17 protein-coding genes are annotated in these 14,085 nt (G+C 46.4%); 14 read left to right on the top strand and 3 right to left on the bottom strand.

Translation table 11 applies throughout. From position 1 onward, the window contains the following. Window positions 1-127: 127 nt before the first annotated feature. Together EC604_RS28280 and EC604_RS28275 are read right to left on the bottom strand one after the other, a co-directional pair. The gene (locus tag EC604_RS28280) at window positions 128-466 is read right to left on the bottom strand and encodes a DUF4870 domain-containing protein (RefSeq protein ID WP_123067295.1); all 339 of its coding nucleotides are present in this window, start codon (window positions 464-466) and stop codon (window positions 128-130) included. Between the two features lie 71 nt (window positions 467-537). Continuing rightward, window positions 538-810 carry a transposase gene (locus EC604_RS28275; protein ID WP_123067294.1) on the bottom strand — a complete coding sequence of 91 codons (273 nt, stop codon included), beginning with the start codon at window positions 808-810 and terminating at the stop codon, window positions 538-540. Between the two features lie 395 nt (window positions 811-1,205). On the opposite strand from EC604_RS28275, the gene EC604_RS28270 reads away from it, so the two are divergent. From EC604_RS28270 to EC604_RS28230, 9 genes are all read left to right on the top strand, one after another. Then, on the top strand, window positions 1,206-1,394 hold the full coding sequence (locus EC604_RS28270) for a hypothetical protein (RefSeq protein WP_017690840.1): 189 nt from the start codon (window positions 1,206-1,208) through the stop codon (window positions 1,392-1,394). A gap of 205 nt (window positions 1,395-1,599) precedes the next feature. Beyond that, on the top strand, window positions 1,600-2,355 hold the full coding sequence (gene map, locus EC604_RS28265; RefSeq protein WP_123067293.1) for a type I methionyl aminopeptidase: 756 nt from the start codon (window positions 1,600-1,602) through the stop codon (window positions 2,353-2,355). 604 nt (window positions 2,356-2,959) lie between these two features. Further along, window positions 2,960-4,012, top strand: coding sequence for a cytochrome c oxidase subunit II (coxB, locus tag EC604_RS28260; RefSeq protein WP_123067292.1), 1,053 nt, complete (start codon window positions 2,960-2,962; stop codon window positions 4,010-4,012). 71 nt (window positions 4,013-4,083) lie between these two features. Continuing rightward, the gene (gene ctaD / locus EC604_RS28255; protein WP_429351939.1) at window positions 4,084-5,934 is read left to right on the top strand and encodes a cytochrome c oxidase subunit I; all 1,851 of its coding nucleotides are present in this window, start codon (window positions 4,084-4,086) and stop codon (window positions 5,932-5,934) included. Then, on the top strand, window positions 5,931-6,557 hold the full coding sequence (locus EC604_RS28250; RefSeq protein ID WP_123067290.1) for a cytochrome (ubi)quinol oxidase subunit III: 627 nt from the start codon (window positions 5,931-5,933) through the stop codon (window positions 6,555-6,557). The genes ctaD and EC604_RS28250 overlap by 4 nt, the downstream gene beginning before the upstream one ends. 3 nt (window positions 6,558-6,560) lie before the next feature. Then, on the top strand, window positions 6,561-6,881 hold the full coding sequence (locus EC604_RS28245) for a cytochrome C oxidase subunit IV family protein (protein ID WP_090918552.1): 321 nt from the start codon (window positions 6,561-6,563) through the stop codon (window positions 6,879-6,881). 165 nt (window positions 6,882-7,046) lie between these two features. Beyond that, window positions 7,047-7,979, top strand: coding sequence for a cytochrome c oxidase assembly factor CtaG (gene ctaG, locus EC604_RS28240; protein ID WP_123067289.1), 933 nt, complete (start codon window positions 7,047-7,049; stop codon window positions 7,977-7,979). Between the two features lie 32 nt (window positions 7,980-8,011). Beyond that, complete coding sequence (locus tag EC604_RS28235; RefSeq protein ID WP_123067288.1) at window positions 8,012-8,476, top strand: DUF420 domain-containing protein; 465 nt, start codon at window positions 8,012-8,014, stop codon at window positions 8,474-8,476. Between the two features lie 80 nt (window positions 8,477-8,556). Next, window positions 8,557-8,928: a hypothetical protein gene (locus tag EC604_RS28230; RefSeq protein ID WP_123067287.1), complete on the top strand. Its 372-nt coding sequence runs from the start codon at window positions 8,557-8,559 to the stop codon at window positions 8,926-8,928. A gap of 122 nt (window positions 8,929-9,050) precedes the next feature. Here EC604_RS28230 and EC604_RS29785 read toward each other — a convergent pair whose 3' ends face one another. Then, window positions 9,051-9,392, bottom strand: a complete 342-nt coding sequence (locus EC604_RS29785; RefSeq protein WP_151458132.1) for a hypothetical protein — start codon at window positions 9,390-9,392, stop codon at window positions 9,051-9,053. A gap of 217 nt (window positions 9,393-9,609) precedes the next feature. Here EC604_RS29785 and EC604_RS28225 point away from each other — a divergent pair, with 217 nt between their 5' ends. From EC604_RS28225 to EC604_RS28205, 5 genes are all read left to right on the top strand, one after another. Beyond that, a complete protein-coding gene (locus tag EC604_RS28225; RefSeq protein WP_123067286.1) occupies window positions 9,610-10,323 on the top strand; it encodes a hypothetical protein in 714 nt (237 codons plus the stop codon). A 93-nt stretch (window positions 10,324-10,416) separates the two neighbouring features. After that, entirely contained in the window at window positions 10,417-10,806 is a 390-nt protein-coding gene (locus EC604_RS28220; protein ID WP_123067309.1) for a GntR family transcriptional regulator, read from the top strand. A 12-nt stretch (window positions 10,807-10,818) separates the two neighbouring features. Next, on the top strand, window positions 10,819-11,721 hold the full coding sequence (locus EC604_RS28215) for an ATP-binding cassette domain-containing protein (protein WP_192895172.1): 903 nt from the start codon (window positions 10,819-10,821) through the stop codon (window positions 11,719-11,721). Window positions 11,722-11,741: 20 nt separating this feature from the next. Next, window positions 11,742-12,644, top strand: a complete 903-nt coding sequence (locus tag EC604_RS28210) for an ABC transporter ATP-binding protein (RefSeq protein ID WP_123067285.1) — start codon at window positions 11,742-11,744, stop codon at window positions 12,642-12,644. Beyond that, a complete protein-coding gene (locus tag EC604_RS28205; protein ID WP_123067284.1) occupies window positions 12,637-13,935 on the top strand; it encodes an ABC transporter permease in 1,299 nt (432 codons plus the stop codon). Before EC604_RS28210 ends, EC604_RS28205 begins: the two co-directional genes overlap by 8 nt. Window positions 13,936-14,085 lie beyond the last annotated feature (150 nt).

Genomic DNA, 14,085 nt, shown 5'->3' with positions numbered 1-14,085 from the left:
ATGCGATGAAGTGCAAGTTAACCTTTATTTTGGACAGTTAACATAATTTACGCACAGGAAACACCGAAACAATGGGTTCAGCACAAACCATTGTTTCGGTGTTTTCTTGGTATTGCACGATACGATATTAAAGATGCCGCATCTGCTTCTCGGCAAAATCACCAACCCAAGGCAGCTTAAGCCATTTTCCTTGCAGACTTGTAACGACGGTCAGGAGCCATACGATTACACCAAGCAGAGATAACAGTGAAGCTACAAGTGGGCCAAACAGTGGAAGAAAGGTCGACAACACATGACCAACCATGATCAGTCCGAAAACCGTCACGGATTGAAGAGCGTGGAACAACACAAATCGACTGCGCTTCTCCACAGCTAGAAAGATGATGCCGCCTACAAACGTGAATAAATAACACAGCATGCCGGCTATATTTTCATCCAGACCGCTGGACGATTTCATGGGAGACATTCGGCCCAGCCTCCTTTGTCCTTTTTATATAGGCTATGTAGGAGGTGGACAGAACTGAACCGATGAATGGATTAAGTTTGAATCTGTCTTCGAGGACTGTTTATTTTCCCTTTTTTATTTTGATCATCTTCCTTGGGCACCAGACGTTCATCTGTTTTTCCATCGTGGTGATTATCAAAGGCATACTCTGTCAGCTTCCATTCGGTCTTGCCGAGTACGAGATCGGCGGGGAACTCTTGCCCCCGGTGAAGATGCTCTTCCTGCCCGGCTTCATTGATATAAACGCCGTCGACCTCAACCTTTTCATGCGAAAGGGGTAACATGTCCTGTTCTTTGCGTTCCATAACAGGTCCTCCTTTTAGTTCCATATAGTTAACTAATTTGGTGATCCAAGATAATATCCCCCGAATAGTTGATGGTTATGCTGGATAGATTAATCCGTATAGAATAAACATTTTATAAAATATGATTCGGAATTAAACTTTTTGGGCAGTAAAACCGTTATATATATTAGGAAAAATCGTCAAGTCGTAACGAGGTTCCGAATATGATACAATAAGATTATGATTCAACCTGAATCATATCGGGTATTTATAGTGTCAGGTACTTGCTATTCGGCGAGGTTCCCGACCTAAAGCTTGCTTTAAGCCGCGCACACAACTTCATGAATGGCATTTAAGACTTATTCGGCGTTCTCTAAACGGAGCATTCACTTTCAACGTTTTGGGAGGGAATTACAATGGCAACGAAAGGTCACAATGAGGTCAAAGAAAGTTTGAGGGAAATGACTCGGATTTTCCGTCCTAAAGATCCAAAAAAATTCGTGAAGGAGTATGTGAGAAAATACCGGATTACGGGTGGATATGAGGAAGAATTGACTTCTGTCGTTGAGCATGAGCTTGTCAAGATGGATTCTTCCGTATCCTGAAACAACACCAACTTCTGATTATACTGTTCCAATATGAATAGAACCGTCTCTCGGGCCTTGGCTCCGGCAGACGGTTTTTTTTGCGTTTGTGGAGTCAATTAGCATGTATCTATATTATCCTGGATTTTGGTGTACTTTAGGGGCTTTGTTCTGAATTTCTCGCATATATATGGAAATATACCTACAGCAGGAAGGATGAAGGCATGTGGACCCTATATTGAAAACCAGAGAAGAGATTGGCTACATGCGGGAAGCGGGACGGATATTAAAAGAATGCCATCAACATATTGAGCAGTACATGGTTCCAGGCACCACAACAGCGGAGATTAACGAGCGCGTGGAGGCCTTTCTTGCGGATCATGGAGCCACACCCGAGCAGAAAGGGTATAAAGGCTATCCTTACGCTATATGTGCTTCCGTCAACGAAGTGGTGTGTCACGGGTTTCCTGGAAGCCAGGCACTTGCAAGTGGAGATGTCGTGACGATTGATATGGTAGTGAACAAAGAAGGCTGGCTTGCTGACTCGGCCTGGACATATGCTATAGATGAACCAAGCAGATCCATTCGCCGGCTTATGAAACGCACGGAAAAAGCACTTTATAAAGCGATCGCGCAGGCCGTTCCTGGGAATACCCTTGGAGACATTGGGAGCGCCATTGAACGAACGGCACGATTGTACCGATACGGGATCGTCAAACCGCTTATCGGCCATGGCATAGGGCAATATATCCACGAGCCACCGAATGTACTGCCTTATGGAAAACGAAAAACAGGAATGATGCTTACCGAAGGCATGGTCATAACCATTGAACCCATATTCACGAAGGGTAGCTCTGGGGCTGTGGTGTGGGATGAGGATGGCTGGACAGTTCGAACGCTGGATGAAAGCTGGGGAGTACAGTATGAACATACTGTAGCCATTACCAAGGATGGGCCGTTGATTCTAACGGATGGAACTTGAAAACAGCGAGTGTAATCAGAATTAAAAAGAAGGAAGCGTGAATTTTTAATCCGGGAATTAACTTCTGGAATGATATGAATAAATGGCGAATCTGCTCCAAGCCAATGAGGTTATCCAATGTAGAGGGCAGATTCGTTCATTTCCAGTACATATGGTAATGATTCCCTAATATTAGAGGGGGTTCTTTTGCATAATAACGCATGTTTTGATTGTGATAAAAATCGCTAAGAAAATTGAGTTTATCACCGAAATTTGGCAAAATTTTTCAGAGACGAATCGTAATACTTATAATTGAAATCGTTTGCAAATCAAGTTGTGATGCGGTTTTATACATAAAGTGAACAATTTGTGAACATGTGTCCAAAGATTGACAAAATCATACCCTCAACTTATATTTAATAAGTGATTGAAGCATATAGAATGAATTGGAAGAATGCGCAGACATGCCCTGGGCAGGAAATGACGGGAGTACTGGAAGCGTTATTTTTGTAAGCATTCTATATGATGAAGAGGATTATGTTTATCGTGCTGAAATGTACATGTGCTGCCTTTGTACCGAACGACAACCGTAATCTACGAAAACGTAAAAAAGTGGGGTAGATCAATGATGAAACAGTGGCAGGTTGCAAAGCGAATCCTTCCCTTGCTGGCAGTGTTCTCTTTGCTGCTATCCGCATGCGGGCGGGAAGACTTGTCGGCAATGAAACCTCAGGGTCCTGTGGCGCAAGACCAATTAGATCTGATGAAGCTGTCTATTGCGATTATGATCGTGGTGCTCATCATTGTATTTGCGATTGCTGCCTATGTCCTGATCAAGTTTCGCAGACGAGCAGGGCAGACCGAAATGCCTGAGCAGGTTGAAGGAAACTTCAAACTGGAAGTAATATGGACAGCCATTCCACTTCTGCTGGTCATTATTTTGGCTGTACCAACAGTGCAGACGATTTTTGCCCATGGTGAAGATCTGACGAACGACAAAAACGCAGTTAAGGTCCAGGTAACCTCACATCAGTATTGGTGGGAATTCACTTATCCTCAGTATGACATAACCACCGCTCAAGACCTCATCATCCCGACCGGAAAGAAAATTGCATTCGAATTGAAAACCGCGGACGTGCTTCATTCCTTCTGGGTGCCGTCACTTGCGGGCAAAATGGACACAAACCCGGATGGAACATTGAACAAATTCAGCTTTTCTGCTCCAAATGAAGGCGTTTACCGTGGTAAATGTGCCGAGTTATGCGGTAGATCTCATGCTTTTATGGAATTCAAAGTTAAGGCTGTTAGCCAGGAGTCCTTTGACCGCTGGGTTAACGCGATGAAAGCGCCAGCTGTTCTTCCTGAAGACACACAGCTTGCTGAGAAATTCAAAACGAACTGCCTGTCTTGTCACGCTGTTGGCGATCAGGGCGGACCTGTTGCACCGAACCTTACAGGTATTGGCGGCAAGGAATCCGTTGCAGGCATTTTGCTGAATCAACGTGAAGGTCAGGAAGAAGGTAAACCGGTACTGGATAACATGAAAGAGTGGCTTCATGATCCACAAGCTGTGAAGCCGGGCAATACGATGCCGAGTCCGAAGAGTCTGGGACTGACGGATGAAGAAATCGACGGAATTGCCGAATATTTGGCCAATTACAAATTGGACTACGAATAGAACAGCAAGGATGAAGAAGGGGGTACACAACCTTGGCTCATGCGCATAGCGTCAAGCGGTACAAGGGCTTGATGGACTGGATCACCACCGTCGATCACAAAAAAATCGCCGTTCTTTACTTGATTGCAGGCGGACTTTTCTTCGGCATTGGCGGTATCGAAGCCATTTTGATCCGGATTCAACTGATGAAGCCGATGAACGATTTTGTATCGGCGCAAGTGTTTAATGAATTGATTACGATGCATGGAACTACGATGATTTTCCTTGGCGTCATGCCGATTATTTTTGCCATTATGAATGCGGTGGTCCCTTTGCAGATCGGGGCACGTGACGTAGCATTCCCGTTTGTTAACGCCCTGGGATTCTGGACATTTTTGTTCGGTGGTTTATTGCTCAATCTGAGCTGGATTATGGGAGGCGCGCCGGATGCAGGCTGGACAGCGTATACACCTCTCTCCGGTTCGCAGTATAGCGAAACACACGGTGTGGACTTCTATACGATCGGTCTTCAGATCGCCGGTCTGGGTACACTCATCGGGGGCATTAACTTCCTGGCTACCATTATCACCATGCGTGCGCCAGGGATGTCTTATATGCGGATGCCGATGTTTACCTGGACCACGTTTATTACATCAGCAATTATTTTGTTTGCTTTTCCTGCCATCACGGTAGGCCTTGTGTTATTGACGTTTGACCGCATTCTCGATGCGAATTTCTTCAATGTTGCAGGCGGCGGTAACCCCGTGCTCTGGCAGCATATCTTCTGGATTTTCGGACACCCGGAAGTTTACATCCTGATCTTGCCGGCATTCGGCATTATCTCGGAGGTTATTCCGACCTTCTCGCGTAAGCGGTTGTTTGGATATAGCTCCATGGTATTTGCAACCATTCTGATTGCCTTCCTGGGCTTCATGGTATGGGCGCATCACATGTTTACGACGGGTCTTGGTAACGTAGCAAACGCGTTATTCTCGATCTCAACGATGCTGATTGCCGTACCAACCGGAATCAAAATCTTCAACTGGCTCTTTACGATGTGGGGCGGACAGATTCGCTTTACGGCGGCAAATCTCTTTGCTGTCGGATTTGTACCAACCTTCGTTATGGGTGGGGTTACCGGTGTCATGCTCGCTTCTGCCCCGGCGGACTTCCAGTTCCATGACACTTACTTTGTCGTAGCTCACTTCCACTATGTTATCGTGGGCGGACTGGTACTTGGATTATTTGCGGGACTTCATTATTGGTGGCCGAAGATGTTTGGCCGTATTCTGAGTGAATCACTTGGAAAATGGACATTCTGGACATTCATGATCGGATTCCAGCTAACCTTCTTCGTACAGCATTTCCTCGGTCTGATGGGGATGCAGCGCCGGATTGTTACATACTTGCCGAATCAGGATTTTGACCTGCTTAACCTGGTCAGCTCCATCGGCGCGTTCCTGATGGGCGTTGGGGTCATTATCTTCCTGGTGAACATCGTCATCACCACGAAGAAACCAATTGATGCACCAAACGATCCGTGGGAAGACGGTCGTACATTGGAGTGGACGATTCCATCGCCGCCGCCAGAGTACAACTTCAAACAAACGCCGCTGGTACGTGGTATTGATGCATATTGGAAAGAGAAGATGGCAGGCAACAAGGAGATGACTCCTGCGGAGCCGGTAGGTTCCATTCATATGCCATCCGCTACACCGTTGCCGTTTGTTATGTCGGTAGGTATTTTTATCGCCGGACTTGGACTGATGTTCAGCAAAGACAAATTCGAATTGGAATTCATGAATCTCATTTTCAATAATTATATTGTGCTTATTATCGGTCTTCTTATTACATTTGGCGCGATGGCATTGCGCTCATTATATGACGATCACGGCTGGCACATTGAACCCGAGGATCAGGACGAGAAGGGGGCGAGAACATGACAACCTCACATGCCGAGCCGGTAAACGGCAAACTGCCGCATGAACCAGAGAAGGCAACGCTGGAAGGACGCAACAAGCTTATTGGCTTCTGGTTGTTCCTTGGCGGTGAGACGGTACTGTTCGGTACACTCTTCGCGACCTTCCTCGCACTCCGCGGGCAGACCAATGATGGACCTACAGCGAATGAACTGTTCCATCTGCCGCTTGTGGCAGCAGCAACGTTCATCCTCTTGGTCAGCAGCTTGACGAGTGTATTCGCCATCCAGGCGATGCACAAGGGGAAACGAAATGCACTGGCTCTGTGGCTGGGGATCACGGTTGTTCTAGGTCTGGGATTCCTTGGTCTGGAGATTTACGAGTTCTACGAGTACGTGAAACATAAAGAATTTGGCATGACCACGAGTGCCTTCAGTTCGGCATTCTACACGCTGGTCGGGTTCCACGGAGCCCACGTAGCGTTCGGTATTGTATGGATCGGAATCATTATCGGGCAACTGTTCAAAAAAGGATTAACGGTCGTAACCGCACCGAAAGTCTATGTTTCCGCCATGTACTGGCACTTCATCGACGTTGTGTGGGTGTTCATCTTTACGGTCGTGTACCTGCTCGGAAAGGTGGGGTAACACATGTCCGCTCAGGATCAAAGTGATCAACAGCCGGTGAAGCACCGTCACCGTGCGGAAGGGCCTTCGAAGCATGTCGTCGTGTTTATTTTCTCCATTATACTCACGTTGATTGCCTTTGCGGCTGCCGCAGCCGGAGGGGTTAACACAACCTTCACCATTATTATTATGGTTGTCATGGCCATTTTGCAGGTATTTGTGCAGCTTGGTTACTGGATGCACTTGAAGGACAAAGGCCACTTGATGCCGATACTATTTATGGCCTTTGGATTTTTCGTAGCCTTTACATGTATTATTATGGCCCTTTTCTGGGTCTGGTGGTAAGAGAGATGGCGGCAGCGTATTGCTGCCGTCTTTTCCCCTTTTATGCGAGTGAATGATGGAGGTTCACATCTCTGGATCGTTTCAGGATGCGGTCATGAAGAAAGTGTAACATCGTGGTAAGTGAAATAAATGTTCACCAAAACAGGTCACGGGGAGGTTTCCCGTATGCTCGGGTTGCAATATTTCAGTTTTGACGACTTATGGAGTCCGCTTATTCTTGCTTTATTTTTGATTATTGCGGCAGCCTATCTTGTATTAGTGGGTCCGTTCAGCGAGAGAGTACAGGGCGCAGAGCCAGCAACAGCCGGACAGAAGGTCTTGTTTCTCGCAGGTCTATTAGCTCTATATCTGGCACAAGCGGGTCCTTTCAATCTACTGGGTCATGTGATGTTCAGCTTCCATATGGTGAGCATGGCATTATCCTACCTTGTTGCTCCGCCATTGATGATGAAAGGTTTGCCGACTTGGGTATGGCGCGGTGTTGTGCGCTGGTTGCCTACCCGCCAGCTTTCCTTCCTTGCGCATCCCATTGTAGCGGCGGTGCTGTTCAACGGACTGTTTTCCTTGTATCATCTGCCCGTTGTGCATGATTATGTCATGTTGAATTTTACCGTTCACCGGTTGTATTATATCGTACTTTTTATCACATCCATGCTGATGTGGTGGACGTTACTTAACCCTCTGCCAGAGGGTAGACAAGCATCAGGCTTGTCAAAGGTTGGATTTATCTTTTTGAACATGGTGCTGTTAACGCCTGCATGTGGATTAATTATTTTTGCTTCCGAACCGCTGTATCAGACGTATAGCAACCCCGCTATATGGGCTGAAGCGATGAGGTATTGCGTATCTGGCGACTCTTCGGCGATTCTTCGTTCATTCGGAGGGCCGGCGTTCTTTAATATCCTGTCTTCTACGAAGGAGGATCAGCAGGTCGGTGGGATTCTCATGAAGTTTATCCAGGAGGGTATATTTGTCTCCATGCTGGCTTATGTGTTTGCTCAGTGGTATCGGAAAGAGAGACAGGAAGAGGATGATGATCTCTCGCCTGCTGGCGGTGGTAACGAGCAGGGGCCGCTCAATCCGGCCGCCAAATCGTGAGTTTAATGTGACGACAAAAGGGGGAACACACGATGGATATGTATTTTTGGCTACCTACAATCAGTACTTCTTTCATTGTGCTTAGTGCGGTACTTGTGGCGATTGGCTGGGCTTTAATTATTCGTGGCAAACGTGAGGCACACCAGTCTGCTATGGTAGCGGGAGCGATCGCAGCTCTAATCTTTTTTGTAATCTACATGTCCCGCACTGTATTTGTAGGTAATACGGCTTGGGGCGGAGACCCGGATATGGAGATCTTTTACCGCATCTTTTTGATCTTTCATATTATTCTGGCTACCGTTGCCGCCGTATTTGGTATCTCGACACTAGTGCTTGGCTTCAAAAAGAATTTTGGAAAACATCGCCGTTGGGGGAAATTCACCTCTATCATCTGGTTTGGCTCCGCACTGACAGGTACGGTGGTATATGTGTTGTTATATCTGCTCTATCCGGGGGGGCACACAAGTCCGGTATGGGAAGTTATCCTCGGCGTTTAAATGGATGAATCTCGCAGATGATTAGTCCATGCCATCTCTCTTATTCATTCATAGAATGAGTTTGAGAGGGGGGAAACACAATGAAAAAAACAGTCAGCATCAGCCAAACGTATCCACGTCTTACCGTGTATTCCGACGAGAACTACAGAGGAAGAAGCCGCATTTATCGTGGCAACACAGGACTTCGCAACCTGGACAATATTTTGGACGGGGTTGAGAGCCTGCGCTTCTTTTCAACGAGTTCGAATGCAACACTTGTGGTGTTTACACGGCCAAACTTCCAGGGAGGCTTCCGTGTCTATCGCGGGAACACCAATCTGAGAGATTTGGATGACTTGATCCGCGGCGAAGATGTAGAGTCGTTGATCTCCACCAATCAGCGTCTCACTTTGGCTGAGATTCGCGCCATCCGTAGAAATCGCAGCTTGCCAACAGGCTACAACCTCGTGTAAGACAAGAGCCTCTTCTGCTATCAGGTGACCGGAAAAGAAAAAGAGAAAGAAAAAGAGCTGTGCCCTTCTGTGATTGATTCACAGTGTGGGGTACAGCTCTTTTTGAGATAGGGCAGAGGCTATTAGTCTCCACCTCCGCCACTATCCCCACCGCTGTCACTGCTTCCGTAATCGCTGCTCGAATGATGATGAGCCCCCGAAGAAGAATCTGAATCGTGATGTTTGTGATCATGATGGAGTCGGTGGTCGTGAGTGTGCCTGGTATGCGAGTCCGTCGAAATGTCAGAGGTCATCATAGAAGAAGACGTAGCCGAGCCAGATGAATGATGATGCTGTTTGGACTTTCTGGAATGCCTTTTGCTATCACTTTTGCTCTTAACCCGATCTGGCTCACTTCGAATGATGAGCCAGATCATCGCAAGGATAAATCCAAAAACAAGTATGGGCTCTATAAGCCATCCCATAGGGTGATCATTCCTCTCCACTAAAATCGCTGTGTTTATTTTATCGCAGAATGGATTCTTTTCCTATCCTGCTTTCCTGAAACAGGAAAAAAAGGGGTTGACGGGACAAGCGATAGGTCTGTATACTGTGTATATTGATATACACAGTAGATACAGTGAATAAAACAAGAGCACAGTAAACCAGATGAAGCAAGACAGTTGAAAGGCAGGCATAGATATGGATGCATGGAAGCAAGCGTGGTGGCTAACCCGTAACGAATATAGAAAGGATAAGTTGCAGTGGTTATGGTCTGCCATATTTATGATCTACACAGGTAGTATGAGCGGTGTGCTGTTGATAGGACAGCAACAAAGTAATTTTATTAACCCGGTAGTGGATGCGTTCTTTTTAATTATGCTGCCGTTTCAGGGATTTCTTTTTTCCAGACGTTCCTTCCGCTACATACAGGAAGATTCCTATACACAGATGCTCGCCTATTATCGAAGGCTTCCAATTTCGAATGAGTCGGTGATGTGGGCGAGATTGCAGCAATCCTTGATCGCTTTCGCTTACAATGGACTCTTTTTCTACGGAGCATTATATGCTGTCAGACTGCACACTGCAGGTTTCACATGGGATCAGTATTTAGCCTTTGCGCTGAGCTGCACAGGATATGGACTTCTGATTACGGGATTATATATTTACGGAGAGTTTCTCTTCAGTGGTAAAAAATATTTGCTGCTCAGCTTTATGTTCTTACCGATCGCCGTTGTGATATCTGTGCTGATCCGTCTCTCGGGCAATTATGGATTCTGGTACGTTATTCAATACAGTAAATTGTGGGGGTTGGTATCCCCGATCATGTGGATAGCGGTGATTTCAGGTTTGGCAACGTTATGGGTGTTCAGTCGATTGACGCTGAAGAAGCTTGCTTTGAGAGATCTGAGTTAGAAGGCAACTAAAGTAAAATGATAAAAGAATAAAGGATGAAACCGGCACGTTCAGGTAAGTGAGTGAAGTGTACCGGAGGGCGAGGTGCAAGATGTGAGGATACCCATTCAAATAAACGAGAATAGCGCTGAACCTTTGTATCACCAGATTGAAAATCAATTAAGGTCGTTAATTATAACGGGTCAACTGGGGGAGGGGACACATTTGCCGTCCATTCGTGAATTTGCCGGCGCACTGAATTGCAGTGTGATTACGGTTAGGCGGGTCTATCAGGATCTGGAGAATGAAGGTCTGCTTCGCACGAAGCAGGGGACAGGAACATTTGTGGCCCAGGTTGAGGCAGGAGAACGAGAGAACTATAGGCTGAAGGCTGCGGAGGAAGCAATGCAAGCTGCGGTGCAGTCGGGTAAAGCTGTGGGGTGTACAGAAGAAGAAATGGAAGTTTTGTTCCGGGAAGCCCTGAGAGCAAATTATTCAAAGTAAGGAGGGGGAGGTATGGTGGAACCCATAGCCGTTCAATTAAATGGCGTATCCAAGATGCGTAAACGCAGGGTTATTGGGCCGATTGATCTCACGATTCCGGAAGGATATGTTGTTGCCATTCTGGGGCATAACGGCTCTGGCAAAAGCACATTGCTTAACATGCTCCAACAAATTGTACTACCGGATAGTGGTGAGATCATATGGTTTGGACAGGAGAAGCATTCGGGGACACTTCCGATTGAGCTGAGACAACAGATTGGCTTTGTGGCAGATAATAGCGGCATTGAAGAGAATCGGATGACGCCGCAGGAGGCAGCGGATTTTCGATCACATTGGTACCCAAGGTGGGATATGAAGCTGTTCAAACAGCTTATAACAGACATGGATGTGCCGAGTGATGTGAAGCTGACCAAGATGTCCAAGGGAGAACGAAGAAAGTTCGAGATTGCCGCAGCACTTGCTGCTCGTCCTAAACTCCTTCTTCTGGATGAACCCTCGTCCGGTCTTGATCCTTTTGCCTGGAAGGTAATGGTCGAACAGTTCCGCGATTATATGGAAGGTGGAGACACGACCATTCTGATTGCCACGCATATTGCAGATGAAGTGAAGCGGCTGGCGGATTACATCGTACTCATGCACCGCGGGCAGGTCCTGGGTATGGCAGAGAAAGACCTTGTGCTTGAGCAGTGGAAGGAGATCTGGTATGAAGGAGATTTGCGGCCCGAGAATATTCCTGGTGTAGTTGAATCTTTTCAGGAAGAGAATGGTCTGATCCGTGTGATTACAACCCGGGTGAGTGAAGCGCAGGAGAGGTTGGAGCTGTCCGATCACCGGGTGCTCAAAATTCGCAATTTGGAACTGGGAGAAGTGCTGGAATATTGGATTGCCGGGTATGCACCCGTACAGTGGAGATAACCGAAGGGAGACGATTCTGAATGAACCGATTGGAACTAAAGCAAGTCGTCAAACAGTACGCAGACAAAACAGCTGTCAACGGAGTTACGCTTAATGTAAAAGAGGGCGAGATTTACGGATTGCTCGGAGCCAACGGCGCCGGTAAAACCACAACGATGCGCATGGTGCTGGGTCTGATCCACCCGGATGGCGGTAACATTCTGTACAACGGCAAGCCTTATAATACAGAGCTGCAACAGATTATGGGATATTTGCCCGAAGAACGCGGATTGTATCCGAAGGTAAAAGTGAGCGAACAGATTAATTATCTGGCACGCCTTCGTGGAATGAACGCCAAAGATGCGGATGAGAGTCTGAAGTACTGGCTGAAGCGGTTCGAAGTGCCAGAGTATTATGATAAAAAGATTGAGGAATTATCCAAAGGAAACCAGCAGAAAATGGGCTTTATAGCCGCGGTGGTACATAGACCGCAAATTCTCATTCTGGATGAAGCGTTTAGTGGATTGGATCCAGTTAACGTAGAGCTGCTCAAATCAACGGTTAAAGAATTGCGTGACGAAGGTACAGCCATTCTGTTCTCTACACACCGGATGGAACATGTCGAGGAGTTGTGTCGTCAGATCACGATACTTCATCGTTCTAATACGGTAGTGCAAGGTGAGATCAAAGAGATCAAGAGCCGTTATCCGCGTGAACAGGTTTACCTCAGTACTCTTGGACAGGTAGAAGGACTTGAGCAACTGCCGGGTGTGAAACGAGTGGAACAAAACGAGCGTGGATATCAGATCCAGGTCAGCGAGGTTACGGCGGCTCAGGAGATTTTGAAAACGGCGATGGCACAGACCACCGTGGAGCATTTTGAGATTAAGGAACCAACGCTTAACCAAATCTTTATTCGTGAGGTAGGTGAGTCGAATGAATAAAATGGGCACAATTACAGGTTTCACGTTCAAAAACAAAGTGAAAACGAAGTCGTTTATGGTCACGACCATTGTACTTGCACTTTTAATTACGATTGGACTCAATGTTCCATATTTCATTACTTTATTTAATGGCGGACCAATTGGCGGCGGAGCTTCTGGCAAGAATCCTGTAAACATCGGACTTCTGACAACAGAACAGCAGGATGTGGCACAGAAACTGGAAGACTTCTCCTCGGCTCAGGGCAATCAGGCATATCGTTTCATCATGAGTGGAGATAAGAATGAAAATGCACTGAAAGAAGATGCGAAGGCAGGTCTGATCGATGGTTATTTGAAACTTGAATCCGTAACAGGACAGGAGTTTCCAACGCCTGTTTTATACTCCACAGATGACATCTCGCCTCAGATTATTACGGCTATTGAATCTGCTCTGCAAAGTGTGAAGCTGGATGTTGTAGTCAAGGACGTATTGACGCCTGAACAAAAGGCATTAATTACAACACCTGTGAAACTGACTGCAGAAAATCTAAGCACGGATGATGGAGAGTCTGGAGCTGCTTCGGAAAAATCAATGAGCCCGATTAATTATATCGTGGTGTACTTGTTAATCATCTTGCTGTTCACATCTACGATGATGACAGGTAATATGATCGCTTCCGAGATCACAGCAGAGAAAAGCTCGCGCATCATGGAGATTCTGATCACGAGTGTATCCCCGCTCAGTCAAATGTTTGGTAAAATTATCGGTATCTTCATGGTAGGTATGTTACAGATCGGAATCTTCGGGGCAGTTATTGCGGGTAATATTCTACTGCCACACAACCGCGCGGTACTAAGTGATTTCAATTTGAGTGTGAACGACATTAATATTGCAGTGATTGTATATGGATTAATCTTCTATATTCTGGGCTACTTCTTATATGCAGTGCTGTTCGCAGCTGTAGGATCTATGGTCAGCCGTACGGAAGAGCTGGGGCAGGCAGTTCTGCCGATCACGATGCTGTCCCTGGTATCATTCTATATTGCAATCTTCAGCATCTCTGCACCGAATATTTTATTGCTCAAAGTTGCAAGCTTCATTCCGTTCACGTCACCAACGGCGATTCTGGTACGGATTGGGGCAGGCGTTGCGCCAACCTGGGAGATTCTAACGTCTCTAGCTATTCTGGCTGTATCCATTCTGGTCTTCGGCTGGCTTGCAGCTAAAATCTATCGCACAGGTGTACTGATGTACGGCAAACGTCCAACCTTTAAAGAGCTGTTCAAAGCGATGAAGGCGTACAAGATTTAATAATTCAAACGACAACTGTTAACTTTAAAATAAAATGTCGGTAACTTGATGGTGTTTTGTCGGTAACTTTAATTTAAAATGTCGTTTTCCCTTGATAGATCAAGGTTTTTCAACAGAACCTCCGTAAATGCAGAGCGAAATTAGCTTTAT

Source organism: Paenibacillus amylolyticus (genome assembly GCF_003719335.1).
Taxonomy (GTDB): Bacteria; Bacillota; Bacilli; order Paenibacillales; family Paenibacillaceae; genus Paenibacillus; species Paenibacillus amylolyticus_D.
This window is presented reverse-complemented; position numbering and strand designations above follow the sequence as displayed.

What these genes read in the sequence shown, in the direction of transcription:
- EC604_RS28280 (WP_123067295.1), bottom strand. Translation starts at nt 466, where the DNA reads ATGTCTCCCATGAAATCGTCCAGCGGTCTGGATGAAAATATAGCCGGC.
- EC604_RS28275 (WP_123067294.1), bottom strand. Translation starts at nt 810, where the DNA reads ATGGAACGCAAAGAACAGGACATGTTACCCCTTTCGCATGAAAAGGTT.
- EC604_RS28270 (WP_017690840.1), top strand. Translation starts at nt 1,206, where the DNA reads ATGGCAACGAAAGGTCACAATGAGGTCAAAGAAAGTTTGAGGGAAATG.
- coxB (WP_123067292.1), top strand. Translation starts at nt 2,960, where the DNA reads ATGATGAAACAGTGGCAGGTTGCAAAGCGAATCCTTCCCTTGCTGGCA.
- ctaD (WP_429351939.1), top strand. Translation starts at nt 4,084, where the DNA reads ATGGACTGGATCACCACCGTCGATCACAAAAAAATCGCCGTTCTTTAC.
- EC604_RS28250 (WP_123067290.1), top strand. Translation starts at nt 5,931, where the DNA reads ATGACAACCTCACATGCCGAGCCGGTAAACGGCAAACTGCCGCATGAA.
- EC604_RS28245 (WP_090918552.1), top strand. Translation starts at nt 6,561, where the DNA reads ATGTCCGCTCAGGATCAAAGTGATCAACAGCCGGTGAAGCACCGTCAC.
- ctaG (WP_123067289.1), top strand. Translation starts at nt 7,047, where the DNA reads ATGCTCGGGTTGCAATATTTCAGTTTTGACGACTTATGGAGTCCGCTT.
- EC604_RS28235 (WP_123067288.1), top strand. Translation starts at nt 8,012, where the DNA reads ATGGATATGTATTTTTGGCTACCTACAATCAGTACTTCTTTCATTGTG.
- EC604_RS28230 (WP_123067287.1), top strand. Translation starts at nt 8,557, where the DNA reads ATGAAAAAAACAGTCAGCATCAGCCAAACGTATCCACGTCTTACCGTG.
- EC604_RS29785 (WP_151458132.1), bottom strand. Translation starts at nt 9,392, where the DNA reads ATGGGATGGCTTATAGAGCCCATACTTGTTTTTGGATTTATCCTTGCG.
- EC604_RS28225 (WP_123067286.1), top strand. Translation starts at nt 9,610, where the DNA reads ATGGATGCATGGAAGCAAGCGTGGTGGCTAACCCGTAACGAATATAGA.
- EC604_RS28215 (WP_192895172.1), top strand. Translation starts at nt 10,819, where the DNA reads ATGGTGGAACCCATAGCCGTTCAATTAAATGGCGTATCCAAGATGCGT.
- EC604_RS28210 (WP_123067285.1), top strand. Translation starts at nt 11,742, where the DNA reads ATGAACCGATTGGAACTAAAGCAAGTCGTCAAACAGTACGCAGACAAA.
- EC604_RS28205 (WP_123067284.1), top strand. Translation starts at nt 12,637, where the DNA reads ATGAATAAAATGGGCACAATTACAGGTTTCACGTTCAAAAACAAAGTG.